Source organism: Methylobacterium sp. Leaf117, assembly GCF_001422985.1.
Taxonomy (GTDB): domain Bacteria; phylum Pseudomonadota; class Alphaproteobacteria; order Rhizobiales; family Beijerinckiaceae; genus Methylobacterium.
Genome location: NZ_LMNL01000001.1, coordinates 174,624 through 188,783 on the forward strand (window position 1 = coordinate 174,624; position 14,160 = coordinate 188,783).

A 14,160-nucleotide genomic window follows, 5' to 3' on the forward strand; every position below is an offset into this window, starting at 1 on the left:
CGCCTCTCTATCTGCCGACCATGGCGCCGGCATGGTTAGCCGAACCTTAGCCGATTCGCGCTTGGGCCCGTCTTTTGCTGACCGGTCTTTCACGGCCACGTCTCTTCTCGAGCCCGTCTCTTCCCGAGCCCGTCTCTTCCCGAGCCCGTCTCTTCCCGAGCCCGTCTCTTCTCAGGGATGCGTCGCCCCGGAGGATCCGGCGAAACCCCTCGCAGAAACGCCCGCCATCCTTGCGGATGACGGGCGTCCATGCTGGAACAAACGAGGAACTAGTCAACCATTAAGGCTGTTCGTCCCCGTTCTTCACCGGGTGTGTGGTCCGCTTACTCGCGGTCGTCGCCAGCCTCGGCCAGGGCTGCGCCGACCTCGAGGCCGAGGTCGTCGAGGTTGAACGCCTCGCGCTCGGTGGTCGACTCGCCGCGTGCCTGACGCTCGGCCTCTTCCGGCGAACGGGCGACGTTGACGGTGACGCTGACCTCGACCTCGGGGTGCAGCACGACCGGAACGGTGTGCAGACCCAGGGTCTTGATCGGCTGGTTGAGGGCGAACTGGTCGCGGCCGACGGTGAAGCCGTCGGCGGTGACGACCTCGGCCAGATCGCGGGTCGAGACCGAACCGTAGAGCACGCCGGTCTCGCCCGACTGGCGGATGAGCACGAAGCTCTTGCCCTCAAGGGTCTCGGCGACGGCCTGCGCCTCGGACTTGCGCTCGAGGTTGCGGGTCTCGAGCTGGGCGCGCTGGGTCTCGAAGTGCTTCTTGTTGTTCTCCGTGGCGCGCAGGGCCTTGCCGCGGGCGAGGAGGAAGTTGCGGGCGTAGCCCGGCTTCACGTTCACGGTCTCGCCCATCTGGCCGAGCTTGGCGACGCGCTCGAGAAGAATGACTTCCATGGTGTTCGTCCTTTGGGGTCTGGGGTTGGTCAGGGTCGTCCGGCCGCACCCGTGGGGCGGCGGCGGTCGAGGGCGGTATCGGCGATGCCGAACAGGGTCAGGGCGGCGAGGGCGACGCCCTGGGTGAAGAAGAGGATCAGGTAGAGGCCGAACAGCAGAGCGAGGCGCCCCGGCCGGCCGCGGCTGCGATCGTGGAAGGCCGCGAGCCCCTGCATGGCGAAGGCGGCGCTCAGGGCGCCGGCGACGGCGATGCCGAGGACCCCCGGGAAACCCGGCACCAGGGCGATGAGGAGGGCACCGAACAGCACGGCCAGCACGCGTCGCGGCATCATGGTAGCGGCGAGGTCCGGCCACGGCCGTGGCAGGCGCCCGGAGACGCGGACGATTCGGGCCGCCGCCCAGAGATAGAAGGTGAGCAGAACCGTGAGGCCGTGGGCGGCGAGGCCCGGCGCGATCGCCGCCAGGGCATTGGCGACCTCGGTACGACTGGCTTCTGCGGGATCTTGTGAAGCGGAGTCCTGTTGGGGGGCGTCCTGTTGCGCCGAGTCCTGTTGCGCCGAGCCCTGTTGGCCCGATTCGGTCGGTGTGCCGGCGTCGGGTTTCGGCGTCGCCGCATTCGGGATCGGTGCGGAAGGGTTGGCGGCCCGGTCGGTTCGCACCTGGATCAGCGTCCGGGTCATGCCGCGGAGCTGCGCCTGAAAGGCCTCGTAGCTCGGGGCTGCGATGACCGCGATGGCCACGAAAGCGATGCCGGCCGTCCCGGCGGTCCAGGCGAGGAGGCGGCCGGTCGGATACCATTCCATCGTGCCGCCCGCATCGGGACGGCCGAGGAGCGCCAGGTAGGCGAGCCACCAGGCGGGCAGCGCCAGGTAGGCGAAGAAGCCGAGGCCGAGGAAGGGCTGCACGACGACAGCCAGGGCCAGCGCGCCCGTGATGGCGGCGACCAGGGCGGCCCGGTGGCTCCAGCCGAGGCCCACGATCAGGATCGGGAGCGGGGCGAGCAGGTAGAGCAGGATCGCGAGCGCTGTCGCCTTCAGCAGAACGCCGAAGAGGAGGGCGGAGACGAGGCCCGCGCCGATACCGATGCCGAGGTACTGTGCCATCACATCCCGCTGTCCCACTGTCCCGATCCGGGCAGGGTTAGAGGCGCCTGTCGCCCCAACGACTCCCGGCCGCCCTGTCGGATCGGCCGGTACGAAATCTCCTGTCCCGGACCGGATGGACCGATCCGGGACATGTTGATGCAGGCTCTCGGGGCCGCTCGCGCGTGCCCCAGGGCGCTTACTTGATCACGTAGGGGAGGAAGCCGAGGAAGCGGGCACGCTTGATCGCCTGGGCGAGCTCGCGCTGCTTCTTGGCGGACACCGCCGTGATGCGCGACGGCACGATCTTGCCGCGCTCGGAGACGTAGCGCGACAGGAGCTTGACGTCCTTGTAGTCGATCTTGGGCGCGTTCGCGCCCGAGAAGGGGCAGGTCTTCCGACGACGGAAGAAGGGACGGCGTCCGCCGCCCGCACCACCACCAGCACCGCCAGCGGCGGGTGCACCGGGTCCAGCACCAAATGCCATGACTTAAGCCTCCCCGCCGAAGCTGCGCTCGGGGCGGTCACCCCGGTCGCCGCGATCACCACGGTCGCCGCGATCGCGGTCGCCGCCGAATCCACCACCGCCGCCGAAGCCCTCGTCGTCACGACGACGGCCGCGCTCACGATCCTTGCGGTCGTCGCGGTCGCGCTTCTGCATCATCGCCGACGGCTCGGACTCGAGCTCTTCGACGCGGACGGTCATGAAGCGGAGAACGTCCTCGGAGATCTGCATCTGACGCTCCATCTCGGCGAGCGCCGCCGGGGGGGCGTCGACGTTGAGGAGCGTAAAGTGCGCCTTGCGGTTCTTCTTGATGCGGTAGGCGAGGGACTTCACGCCCCACATCTCGATCTTCTCGACCTTGCCGCCATTGGCTTCGATGACGCCCTTGTAGGTCTCGACCATGGTCTCGACCTGCTGGGCCGTCACGTCCTGGCGCGCCAGGAAGACGTGTTCGTAGAGAGGCATTAACGGGCCCTTCATATCCAAAGGGACCCGACGGCACTGCAGGAGTGCGGAAAAGGAAGCGTCGGGCCGGTTCACACGCGAGATCGCCCGGCGCCAAGCCCTTCGAGCCGTTTGAAGGCCCGAGCGGTTGATCGAAGGCGGAGACACGGGACGATGGACACTCCGTCTCCGGGTTGCCCTATGCCGATGGAATCGACACCGTCCGTTCAGCCCCCAGCCGGAGCGAACGCGAGGGATGGCGCATAAACCAATTTTTTCGGAGTGACAAGGTTTGGCAAACCGAAAGGGCATGCAGAGGCCGGCGGGATTTCGCGGAAGCCAAGGGGATTTCGCTGGACCTGAAAAGGGTCTTGCCCGGATCAGGCGTCTGGTTCGCGTCCGATCGATTCGCGGGTGATCGATTCGACACTGCCGACACCGTCGCGGCGACGCAGCCGTTCCGCGAACGCATCGACCGCGCGTCGGTCGACATGCACCAGAGACAGTGTGACCTCGTCGAAACCCTCTGGTATTCCCCGAGCGATTTCAGTCTGCCGCAGCTTCGCCGCGCAGGGTCCCGCCAGCACGCGGATCATCTCCATCGTGAGGGCGCCGTGGGCGGCGACGATCCGCAGATCGTGCTTCTGGCGACGGGCGCGATACCGCTCCTCGAACGGCTTCATCCCGGCCAGGATCGCCAGCACGATGGCGGTGGTCGCCATCGCCGGCACGAACAGCCCGCCGCCGGACGCCAGGCCGATCGCCGCCACCGCCCAGAGGCTGGCCGCCGTCGTCAGTCCCTTCACCACCTCGCCGCGCAGCAGGATGGTACCGGCTCCGAGAAAGCCAATGCCTGAAACGACTTGCGCGGCGACACGGGACGGATCGAGCGTGATGTTCGGCTGTCCCAGAACGTCCGAAAAGCCGAAGGCCGAGACGATCATCAGCAGGCATGAGCCGACGCAGACCAGCATATGGGTCCGCATGCCGGCCGCCCAGATCAGCCGCTCCCGCTCGAATCCGATGACGCTTCCCAGGAGGGCGGCGACCAGCAGACGGCCGATCATGTCGAGATTGCTCAGCATGCCCGACAATCGACGTGCCAGGAGATCAACATGGACGAAGACTTGCTGCGCCGCTGCAACCGGTCCACCGCCGAACCGGCTACTTGTCAGGCTTCTCCGACAGGATCGCGCCGGTCTTCGGGTCGGCGTGGAACTGCATCTTCATGCCGTTCTTCACACCTTCGCCTTCCCAGTGGCCGTCATCGGCCTCGAATTCGGTGATGCTGGAGTAGCCCGCCGCCATCAGCTTCTGCTTCACCTGATCGGCGGGCATCCAGTCGGGACCGGGTGTGTCGGCCAGCGCACCGGTCGCTGCCCCGGTGCTCAGCGTTACGGCGAGGAGGAGTGCCGAAAAACGGATCATGGATCACCTCTGGATCAGTGCTGTCTGATCCAACCGGGTGCAAAACGTCCGGTTCCGGACGGATCAGGTCTCGTCCGGTCCCGCAAACACGCGCGCAATCTCAGCCTCGCTGAGGATACGGTGCTCGCCGGGTGCCAGATCCGCCGGTAAAGCGAGACCACCGACGCGGTCCCGATGCAGCGCGGTGACGTGGTTGCCGATGGCCGCGAACATGCGCCGGACCTGATGGTAGCGCCCCTCGTGCAGGGTCACCACGGCGCCGGTCTCGTCTTCAGCGACGAACTCCACGGGCAGCAACGGCTTGTCTTCGCCGTCGAGCATCAGGGTCCCGGAGGCGAAAACCGCTTCCTCGTTGCCCTTGAGGGGGCGGTCGAGGGTGACGCGGTAGCGTTTCGCGACATTGGCCTTGGGCGCGATGATCCGGTGCAGCAACGCGCCGTCATCGGTGAGGAGCAACAGGCCCGAGGTCTCCTTATCGAGGCGTCCGACCGTCGACAGTGCCGGATCGCGCCGGCGCCAGCGCTCCGGCAGCAGAGCATAGACGAGGGGGCCTGCCTCCTTGTGTGAGCAGGTGACGCCCAGGGGCTTGTGCAGCATCAGGGTCAGCCCTGGCGGAGGATCGAGGGGGGCGCCATCGACCGTCATCCGCTGCGCCAAATCCGGCGTAACCGGGATGTGCTGGTCGGCGTCGCGCAGCGGCGCACCGTCGAGGACGACAAGCCCGGCCCGGGTTAGGAGCGCGATCTCGCGGCGCGAGCCGTATCCCATATTCGCCAGCAGCCGATCGAGGCGTGCGTGAACGATCTTCGTCGGTTTCGTCACCGGCGGGCCTCGTAGATCTTGTAGCCTCCCGCCGAGGCTTTCAGTGCCACGCTCTTGAAGGCCGCGTTCAGGGGCGCCTCGTAGGGCAGGTGGGTGTTGGCGGTCAGCCAGAGGGTGCCACCGGGTCGCAGCGCTTCCGCGGCTCGGGCGATGAAGGCTTGGCCCAGGGCCTGGTCTTCCGCTCCCCCGTCATGGAAGGGCGGGTTCATCACCACGAAATCCAGACGGCTCAGCCCGAGGCCACCGGCGCGGATATCCGCCCAACGCAGGCTCGCGCGCGGATCGCCGACGTTGCGGCGGGCCATCTCGATGGCGCGCCGGTCGATGTCGATCAGGGTCAGCTCCGTCACCTTCGGCGCAGCCAGAATCGCCCGGGCCAAAATGCCGAGGCCGCAGCCGAAATCGGCGCCGGTACCTGCGAGCGGCGGCAGGTTCGCCAGCAGAAGAGCCGTACCGGGATCGAGACGGTCATAGGAGAAGATCCCGGCCTGGGTGCAGAGCGCGAGATTGTCGATGTGACGCGGCCCGCCCTCAAGAATGGCCTCGTCAAGTCCGGTAAGGTTCTCGGGGCACGCGACCGTGCAGATCCGATGATGGCGGCGCGCATTTTCATGCACCGCGCAGCCGAAGCCGGTGAGTTCTTTGACCAGCCGGCTTCCCCCGCGATCCTTCGGCGCCAGAGCCGTGAGGACTCCGCCCGGCTTCAGGGCTTTCAGGGCGAGAGCCAGGACGTAGCGCCGCTCGATCGTGCCGGCCGGTGCCAGCATGTCGAGTCGGTCGAGGCTATGAGGCGCGACATCCTCCAAGCGCGCCGCGCCCGGAACCAACGGCGAGACTTGTACGGCAGTGTCGGGCACCTCCACCAGTTCCAGCGGCGGCGCGCCGTAAACGGCTTCCGAGACAGGCATTGTGGACATCGTAACGGGATCCGGCGCGACGGCGCGCGCGCCTCGACGGCTCAGGGCGTGACAGGAAAGCGGGAGGCCCGGCCCACCAGGCGACAAGAATCGCCGCCGGGGTCGGTCTCCCATTCTCTTAGCCCATGCTCAGCCGCGCGGGAACTCCAGACCCATCTCTCGGTATCGGGCCGGATCGTCGGCCCAGTTCTCTCGTACCTTCACGTGCAGGAAGAGGTGTACCGTCTGCTCGGCCGCTTCCGCGATTTCGAGACGCGCCGCTTGTCCGATGGCCTTGATGGTCTGCCCGCCCTTACCGAGCACGATGGAGCGCTGGCTCTCGCGCTCTACGAAAATAGTCTGCTCGATACGCACGGACCCGTCCGGACGCGGCTGCCACTGGTCGGTCTCGACGGTGGAGCGGTAGGGCAGTTCCTCGTGCAGGCGGTCGTAGAGCTTTTCGCGGGTGATCTCCGCCGCCAGCATGCGGATCGGCGCATCCGAGACCTGATCCTCCGGGTAGAGCCAGGGACTCTTCGGCATCATGCCGGCCAGCGTCGATTTCAGCGTCTCGATGCCATCGCCGTTCAGGGCAGAGACCATGAAGGTGTGTTCGAAGGAGATACGCTCGTTCAGCGAGGCCGCCAGGGCGAGTAGCCGATCTCGCGGAATCAGGTCGATCTTGTTCAGGATCAGAACCTTCGGGCGCTTCACGTCGGGAAGCTTGGCGAGAATCGCATCGACCTCTTCGGTGACGCCCTTGCGCGCATCGATCAGCAAGCAGACCGCATCCGCGTCCGAGGCTCCACTCCAGGCCGAATGGACCATGGCGCGATCGAGGCGGCGTTTGGGTGCGAAGATCCCGGGCGTATCGACCAGAATGATCTGCGCGGTCTCATGCATGACGATGCCGCGCACGAGGGCGCGGGTGGTCTGCACTTTCCGCGACACGATCGAGACCTTCGTGCCAACGAGGCTGTTCAGAAGGGTCGACTTGCCCGCGTTGGGGATACCGATCAGCGCGACGAAGCCGGCCGTGGTATTCTCCGGCATCGTCACGGCCGGCAGCGGGATCAGCGGCGGCGGGGCGAAATCGTCGTCGAAGTCGTGATCATCTTCAGGCATTGGAGGCGTGTCCTTCATCGACGTCCGCCGACGTCTCCTTGGATCGGGCCGGATCGGAGCCGGTTATCTCGCGCTCGAGCACGAGGCGGGCGGCCTCCTGCTCGGCGAGGCGTTTCGAGGGACCGACGCCGATACCGACCTCAAGACCCTCGACGCGCACCGCGATATGAAACACCGGCGCATGGTCGGGACCCGAGCGCTCGACCACGTCGTAGACTGGGATCGGCAGAGCGCGGGCCATCGCCCACTCCTGAAGCGACGATTTCGCATCGCGACCGCGCGGCGCGGCGGTGTCGGTGTCCGGCGTGAAGGCCGCGTTGACGATCGCCTTGGCGACCTCGTAGCCGGCGTCGAGGAACACTGCACCAAGGATTGATTCGCAGACGTCGGCCAGGATGGTCTGATTGCGACGTCCACCACTCTGGACCTCGCCGGGGCCAAGTGCGAGGTGCGGACCGACGTCCCAGCTCGTCGCGACGGACGCACAGGTTTCACGCCGCACAAGCCCCGCAAGGCGTCGCGACAGCTCGCCCTCGTCGGCGCCCGGGAAGGCCTCGTAGAGGAGGTCGCCGATGGCAAGCCCAAGGACGCGGTCGCCGAGGAATTCCAGGCGTTGGTAGCTGCCGAGTCGGCCGTTCCCACCGGCCTTACTCACGTGCGTAAGGGCGTGGAGCAGAAGCTTCGGATTGGCAAAAGCATGTCCGATCCGCGCCTCGAGTACCGCGAGGTCGGGCTTCGGACGGGGCGCGCGCCGCGCCCGGCTGGAGGGACGCGCCTCTTCGGTCACAATGCGTAACGTCCTAATGGATGGCCGTGAACAGCCGGTTCCAGCGAACCTTCGCCGGCCAGTTCCAGATCTGCCACGCCGGCGTGCCCTCGTCGATGGAGAAGAAGATCATCTCCGCCCGTCCTACGAAATTTTCGAATGGCACGAAGCCGACACTGGCGAGATCGCGCGAATCCGTCGAGTTGTCGCGATTGTCGCCCATCATGAAGAAGCGCCCCTGCGGCACGGTGTAGGGCTCGGTATTGTCCCAGTAGCCGTTATCGCCATCGCGCTCGATGACGCGGTGGGTAATCCCGTTGGGCAGGGTTTCGAGGTATTGTTCCGCCTTGGCTTGTTCGCCGTAGGGGCCGGTCGTCTCGAAAGGTGCGATCTTCTCACGCTTCACCGGCACGTCGTTGATGTAGAGGAGGCCGGCTTTCATCTGGATCTTGTCACCCGGCAAACCGATCACGCGCTTGATGTAATCGGTGGAATTGTCCTTCGGCAGTTTAAAGACGGCGATGTCGCCCCTCTTCGGCTCCGCCGCCCAGATCCTTCCGTCGGCCGTGAAGGGCAGGTATTCGCTCAAGGGTAACGAATATTTCGAATATCCGTAGGAATATTTTGATACAAACAGATAGTCGCCGATCAGAAGCGTCGGCACGAGGGAGCCCGAAGGGATGTTGAAGGGCTGGAACAGGAGCGTTCGAACCACCAGCGCGATGAGAAGCGCCTGACCGCCGACCTTCAGCGTCTCCTTGATGCTCGCCCAGGTGCTGGTATCAGCAGCCTTCAGGTCACGCTTTGTCTGCTGATCCACGTGGGCACGTTCCATCTGGCTGCCATCTCCGGTCCGACGCGCGCACCCGGATTCCGGGCGACTTCCGTCGTTGACGGTCGACCGGCGGCATAGACCATGCGGATAGGCGCCGCAACGCACGCGGCTTCACGGCTGAGTTCCGGGCGTGCTGTCCGGCACTGCCTCGATGATCACGAAGGCCTGTGCCAGGGGGGGGTCATCCGTGAGCGTGATGTGGAGTTTGGGCCGGTGACCGACCGGCATGAGCGCCGCCAGGTGCTCGGCCGCCGCTCCGGTGAGCCGGAGGGTCGGGCGTCCGCCCGGTAGATTGACGACCTCCATGTCGCGCCAGAACACTCCTTGCGCGATACCGGTGCCGAGGGCTTTGGAGCAGGCCTCCTTGGCCGCGAAACGCCGGGCATAGGACGGAGCGCGCGCCGCGCGAGCATTGCACTTGGCCCGCTCCGCTTCGGTGAAGATCCGGTAAGTGAAGCGTTCGCCGTAGCGCTCCAGCGACTTCTCGATCCGCCGGATGTCGCAAAGGTCGGAGCCGATGCCGACGATCATGCGCGTGCCTCTTCCATGGCCGCGCGCATATCGCGGATCGCTTGGCCCAAGCCCACGAAGATAGCTTCGCCGATGAGGGCATGACCAATGTTCAATTCGGCGATCTCGCGCAGGGCGGCCACCGGCCCGACGCTGTCGAGAGCGAGCCCGTGGCCGGCATGGATCTCAAGCCCGATGCCAAAGCCATAGGCTGCCGCCTTGGTGATCCGCTCAAGCTCTCGCGCGGTCCTGGCCGTATTCCCCTCGGCAACCGCGTCGCAGTAGCTGCCGGTGTGAAGCTCCACGACGGGTGCACCCAGGCGCTTGGCAGTGTCCATCACGGCCAAGTCTGGCTCGACAAAAAGCGACACGCGGATGCCTGCCGCAGCGAGGCGTGCGATGCGAGGCTTCAGTGAATCCTGAGCCCCGATGATGTCGAGCCCGCCCTCGGTGGTACGCTCCTCGCGCTTTTCGGGCACGAGGCAGGCGGCGTGTGGCCTCAATCGGGTTGCTAGCTCGATCATCTCGTCGGTGGCGGCCATCTCGAAGTTGAGCGGAATCGTGAGGGTGCGGGCGAGTGTTTCCATATCGGCGTCGCGGATGTGCCGGCGATCCTCACGCAGGTGTGCGGTGATGCCGTCGGCTCCTGCCGCGACCGATTCGCGAGCGGCACGGATCGGATCAGGTGCCGTCCCGCCGCGGGCATTCCGGACTGTAGCCACGTGATCGATATTGACGCCGAGCCGGAGACGATCTGAAGGCAGGGCACGGGATGACATCGCGGATAGCTCCGAAGGGGATCGCTGCACCCTGATGGAAGGGCGCGTGCGTCACTACATAGGAGATGCTGGGTCGCAGGGGATATGACGCGCGATGGGATTTCTAGACGGACTGCTCGGCCATGGCAGCGACCTCTCGCCCGGGGAGGTGAACGAGCAACTGGCTGGAATTCTCACGGAGGGCGAGCCGGTTCAGATCGCCTTCCGGATCATTCGCGACCTGATCGTCTTCACGGACCGCCGCCTGATCCTTGTGGATAAGCAGGGCATTACAGGTCGCAAAGTCTCGTACCTGACAGTCCCCTATCGGGCGATCACCTCCTTCTCGGTGGAGACTGCGGGAAGCTTCGACCTTGAGTCCGAACTCGCGATCTGGGTCTCGGGTCGAGCCGAGCCGATCCGCAAGACCTTGAAGCGGGGCGCCAACATACTGGGGATTCAGCAGGCCATCGCGGCATCGATCCGCTGATGCCATCCTGTATCCGATGTTTTTCCCCTGAGGGGAACTGGCCGGGGAAATCTTGCCTCAGCGCGTGGTCTCTGGTAAGGCCCCGCCCATTCCACACGCGGAGTCTGCCTCATGCCTGAATGAGGCGTTTCCGGTGGTCGTTGCCCTTAGGCGCGATCGCTTCCTCCGCGGCGGTACCAACCGGAGAGTACAAAGACATGGCCGTTGATTTCACCATGCGTCAGCTTCTCGAGGCCGGCGCCCACTTCGGACACCAGGCCCATCGCTGGAACCCGAAGATGCAGTCCTACATCTTCGGGACGCGCAACAATATCCACATCATCGATCTCGCGCAGACCGTGCCGGCCCTCCATCAGGCCCTTCAGGCGGTGAGCGACACCGTGGCCAAGGGCGGCCGCGTGCTGTTCGTCGGCACGAAGCGCCAGGCAGCTGACACCATTGCGGAAGCGGCCAAGCGCTCGGCTCAGTACTACGTCAACTCCCGCTGGCTCGGCGGCATGCTCACCAACTGGAAGACCATCTCGGGCTCGATCCAGCGCCTGCGCAAGGTTGACGAGACCCTCGACGGCGGGGCCCAGGGCCTCACCAAGAAGGAGCGGCTGATGCTGGCCCGTGAGAAGGACAAGCTTGAGAAGGCCCTCGGCGGCATCAAGGACATGGGTGGCGTGCCTGATCTTCTGTTCGTGATCGACACGAATAAGGAGCAGCTCGCGATCAAGGAGGCCCAGCGTCTTGGTATCCCGGTGGCAGCCATCGTCGACACCAACTGCAACCCGGACGGCATCACCTACGTCGTGCCGGCCAACGATGACGCGGGCCGCGCCATCGCGCTGTATTGCGATCTGATCGCTCGTGCTGCCATCGACGGCATCTCGCGCGGCCAGGGCTCGATGGGTATCGATCTCGGTGCTTCCGAGGAGCCGGTCGCCGAGGAGCTTCCGGCCAACGACGACGCGGCGGCTTCCGTCGAGTCCGGTTCGGTCACGCAAGCCGACGTCGCTGCCCTCGTGGAGTCGACCGAGCACTTCGAACTGCTTTCGGCCCCTCGCGGTGCTCCGGACGATCTGTCCAAGCTCCATGGCGCTGGTCCGCAGATCGTTCAGAAGCTCAACGAGGCGGGAATCTATCACTACTGGCAGCTTGCTGCGATGAGCGCGGATGATGTCGCCAAGGTCGATGCCGATCTGAAGCTGAACGGCCGCATCGGGCGCGATGGGTGGGTCGATCAGGCTCGCGGCTTCGTCGAGGCTGCTGCTGCCGCCTGATCCCGCATCGGCGGCCCGTCATTGGGCCGCCATCGGCAGATCCGACAATCGAAGCTGAAGCCCGGTGCTTTCCAAGAGCGCCGGGCTCATTCGCTTCCAGAGTGTCTTGCCCACCAAACACGACGCGTTTCGCCGGACACAAGTTTCGAACGACCCGCGCTTCATCACACTTCGCATTTCATACGACACGGAAAGGACCGGCCATGGCCAACATCACCGCCGCACTGGTGAAAGAGCTCCGCGAAAAGACCGGCGCGGGCATGATGGACTGCAAGGGCGCTCTGAACGAGACCGACGGCGACATCGAAGCTGCGGTCGATTGGCTGCGCAAGAAGGGCCTCGCCAAGGCCGCCAAGAAGGCTGGCCGCGTGGCCGCTGAGGGCCTTGTCGCCGTCGAGTCGGCGGGTCACCATGCAGCAATCGTGGAGGTGAACTCCGAGACCGATTTCGTCGCTCGCAATGACAGCTTCCAGGCTTTCGTTCGTGAAGCCGCCAAGCTTGCGCTGAACACCGACGGCACGCTGGAGGGCCTTGAGGCCGCCACGTTCCCGGGTGCGACGAACACGGTTAAGGAAAGTCTCGCCAACCTCATCGCCACTATCGGCGAGAACATGACTCTGCGCCGAGTTGCTAAGCTCGACGTGACCAAGGGCGTTATCGCCTCCTACGTCCATGGCCAAGTGGTCGAGGGTCTTGGCAAGATCGGCGTGCTCGTCGCGCTCGAGTCCGAGGGCGATGTCGAGGTGCTCTCCACCCTCGGTCGCCAAATCGCCATGCACGTTGCCGCCACCAACCCGGTGGCTCTCGATGCTGCTGGCGTCGATCAGGGCACGCTCGACCGCGAGATTAACATCTTGCGCGAGAAAAACGCCGGTAAGCCCGAGAACGTGCTCGCTAAGATCGTCGAGAGCGGCCTGAAGAGCTACTACAAAGAGGTGACCCTCTTGGAGCAGCCCTTCGTCCACGACAGCTCCAAGACGATCAGCCAAGTTCTGAAGGAAGCCGAGGGCAAGGCTGGTTCGCCGGTCAAGCTCACTGCGTTCGTGCGTTATGCGCTCGGCGAGGGTATCGAGAAAGACGAGGGGCCGGATTTCGCGGCTGAAGTCGCGAGCCTTTCACGCTGATCTGAAATTTCGAGCATTTTTTGCTTCGGAAATGAGAGGGGCAGCGGCAGGGATGCCGCTGCCCCTCGACGTTGAGGCCTCCGTTGGGCTAGACACCCCCCGCTTCCGATTGGCTCTCCGACCTGATCCAGGCCGGATTAGAGGGGACTGGCTCGATGCCGGAGACCGCACCGTTTCGCCGCGTACTCGTGAAGCTTTCGGGCGAGGCACTGGCTGCTCCCGATGGTTATTGGCTTCACCCGCCGACGCTCGCGGGCATCGCCGACGACATCGCCCGCACGCGCGAGGCCGGCTTTCAAATCGCGCTGGTGGTGGGAGGTGGCAACATGATCCGCGGTGCCCGTATCTCGGCGGCTGGTTGGATCGACCGGGCTACTGGTGATTCCCTGGGCATGATGGCCACGGTGATGAACTCTCTGGCTCTGGAAACGGCCCTGAATGCTGCGGGCGTGCCGGCACGCACCATGTCCGCCGTCTCAATGCCGACCATCTGCGAAACTTTTGCGCGTCAGCCTGCCCTGCACCACCTCGACAAGGGTCAGGTCATCGTCCTTGCTGGGGGCACCGGTAATCCCTTCTTCACGACCGATACCGCCGCCGTACTCCGCGCCGCCGAGTTGCGCTGTGACGCGGTGCTGAAGGCGACCCAGGTGGACGGGGTCTATTCAGCCGATCCGAAGCGCGACCCGACTGCGACACGCTACGATCGTCTGACCCATGATGAGGCGATCGCTCGCGACTTGAAAGTAATGGACACCGCGGCCTTCGCGCTGGCTCGCGAAAGCCGCCTTTCGATCGTGGTCGGCTCCATCCATGCCCCGAGTTCGGTCCTGGCTATTTTGACCGGTTCGGCGCCGGCCACGCAGGTAGTCCCATAGACCACGACTGACACGGCGCGAGGGTAGACACGCAGCGACGGCAATCAGAAATCTTGTCGATCATTTCAGCGCCGATGCCTCGCAGCACTCTTTTCGATCAATGCCATCAAGGTCGCTGATTTTATCGAACAGATTTTTCTCAAATGATGGGGTGCGTTTGCTTGGTTGACGGCGCTATCTGCATGAATCCGACGAAATGACATGTTAGAAATTCGACGCTCTCACCTGGAGCTGGAAACGTATCTCTAGCCGAGAAGCCGCTGAATTCGTGAACTGAGTGCCTATGATGAATGTCGCAATCTGTTCCGGATCATGACAGCTTTCGCGACAGCAATTCTTGCAGTC

17 protein-coding genes are annotated in these 14,160 nt (G+C 65.0%); 4 read left to right on the forward strand and 13 right to left on the reverse strand.

Annotated features, from left to right (window positions below):
* Positions 1 to 323: 323 nt before the first annotated feature.
* The 13 genes from rplI to ASF57_RS00830 all read right to left on the reverse strand — a co-directional run bounded on the left by rplI (position 324) and on the right by ASF57_RS00830 (position 10,079).
* Positions 324 to 887, reverse strand: a complete 564-nt coding sequence (gene rplI / locus ASF57_RS00770; protein ID WP_056190044.1) for a 50S ribosomal protein L9 — start codon at positions 885 to 887, stop codon at positions 324 to 326.
* 29 nt (positions 888 to 916) lie between these two features.
* Entirely contained in the window at positions 917 to 1,990 is a 1,074-nt protein-coding gene (locus ASF57_RS00775; RefSeq protein WP_056478910.1) for a DUF2232 domain-containing protein, read from the reverse strand.
* Positions 1,991 to 2,168: 178 nt separating this feature from the next.
* A complete protein-coding gene (gene rpsR, locus ASF57_RS00780) occupies positions 2,169 to 2,456 on the reverse strand; it encodes a 30S ribosomal protein S18 (RefSeq protein WP_056173092.1) in 288 nt (95 codons plus the stop codon).
* Positions 2,457 to 2,459: 3 nt separating this feature from the next.
* A complete protein-coding gene (gene rpsF / locus ASF57_RS00785; protein ID WP_056190048.1) occupies positions 2,460 to 2,939 on the reverse strand; it encodes a 30S ribosomal protein S6 in 480 nt (159 codons plus the stop codon).
* Between the two features lie 359 nt (positions 2,940 to 3,298).
* Entirely contained in the window at positions 3,299 to 4,003 is a 705-nt protein-coding gene (locus ASF57_RS00790) for an MgtC/SapB family protein (protein WP_056190051.1), read from the reverse strand.
* Positions 4,004 to 4,082: 79 nt separating this feature from the next.
* Complete coding sequence (locus ASF57_RS00795) at positions 4,083 to 4,346, reverse strand: PepSY domain-containing protein (RefSeq protein ID WP_056190052.1); 264 nt, start codon at positions 4,344 to 4,346, stop codon at positions 4,083 to 4,085.
* A gap of 63 nt (positions 4,347 to 4,409) precedes the next feature.
* Positions 4,410 to 5,150 (reverse strand): pseudouridine synthase, encoded by a 741-nt coding sequence (locus ASF57_RS00800; protein WP_156375938.1) that lies wholly within the window; start codon positions 5,148 to 5,150, stop codon positions 4,410 to 4,412.
* A 14-nt stretch (positions 5,151 to 5,164) separates the two neighbouring features.
* Positions 5,165 to 6,085 carry a methyltransferase gene (locus tag ASF57_RS00805; protein ID WP_156375909.1) on the reverse strand — a complete coding sequence of 307 codons (921 nt, stop codon included), beginning with the start codon at positions 6,083 to 6,085 and terminating at the stop codon, positions 5,165 to 5,167.
* Positions 6,086 to 6,214: 129 nt separating this feature from the next.
* Entirely contained in the window at positions 6,215 to 7,117 is a 903-nt protein-coding gene (gene era, locus ASF57_RS00810; protein ID WP_244476789.1) for a GTPase Era, read from the reverse strand.
* A gap of 64 nt (positions 7,118 to 7,181) precedes the next feature.
* Positions 7,182 to 7,976: a ribonuclease III gene (rnc, locus tag ASF57_RS00815; protein WP_056478913.1), complete on the reverse strand. Its 795-nt coding sequence runs from the start codon at positions 7,974 to 7,976 to the stop codon at positions 7,182 to 7,184.
* Between the two features lie 13 nt (positions 7,977 to 7,989).
* Complete coding sequence (lepB, locus tag ASF57_RS00820) at positions 7,990 to 8,790, reverse strand: signal peptidase I (RefSeq protein WP_056190056.1); 801 nt, start codon at positions 8,788 to 8,790, stop codon at positions 7,990 to 7,992.
* 111 nt (positions 8,791 to 8,901) lie between these two features.
* Positions 8,902 to 9,321, reverse strand: a complete 420-nt coding sequence (gene acpS / locus ASF57_RS00825) for a holo-ACP synthase (RefSeq protein WP_056478916.1) — start codon at positions 9,319 to 9,321, stop codon at positions 8,902 to 8,904.
* Positions 9,318 to 10,079, reverse strand: coding sequence for a pyridoxine 5'-phosphate synthase (locus tag ASF57_RS00830; protein WP_056478919.1), 762 nt, complete (start codon positions 10,077 to 10,079; stop codon positions 9,318 to 9,320). Before ASF57_RS00830 ends, acpS begins: the two co-directional genes overlap by 4 nt.
* A 94-nt stretch (positions 10,080 to 10,173) precedes the next feature.
* Here ASF57_RS00830 and ASF57_RS00835 point away from each other — a divergent pair, with 94 nt between their 5' ends.
* The 4 genes from ASF57_RS00835 to pyrH all read left to right on the forward strand — a co-directional run bounded on the left by ASF57_RS00835 (position 10,174) and on the right by pyrH (position 13,815).
* A complete protein-coding gene (locus ASF57_RS00835) occupies positions 10,174 to 10,548 on the forward strand; it encodes a PH domain-containing protein (RefSeq protein ID WP_056478922.1) in 375 nt (124 codons plus the stop codon).
* Positions 10,549 to 10,745: 197 nt separating this feature from the next.
* The gene (locus ASF57_RS00840; protein WP_056190063.1) at positions 10,746 to 11,813 is read left to right on the forward strand and encodes a 30S ribosomal protein S2; all 1,068 of its coding nucleotides are present in this window, start codon (positions 10,746 to 10,748) and stop codon (positions 11,811 to 11,813) included.
* Between the two features lie 203 nt (positions 11,814 to 12,016).
* Entirely contained in the window at positions 12,017 to 12,937 is a 921-nt protein-coding gene (gene tsf / locus ASF57_RS00845) for a translation elongation factor Ts (RefSeq protein ID WP_056478925.1), read from the forward strand.
* A 155-nt stretch (positions 12,938 to 13,092) separates the two neighbouring features.
* Positions 13,093 to 13,815: a UMP kinase gene (gene pyrH, locus ASF57_RS00850; protein ID WP_056190066.1), complete on the forward strand. Its 723-nt coding sequence runs from the start codon at positions 13,093 to 13,095 to the stop codon at positions 13,813 to 13,815.
* Positions 13,816 to 14,160 lie beyond the last annotated feature (345 nt).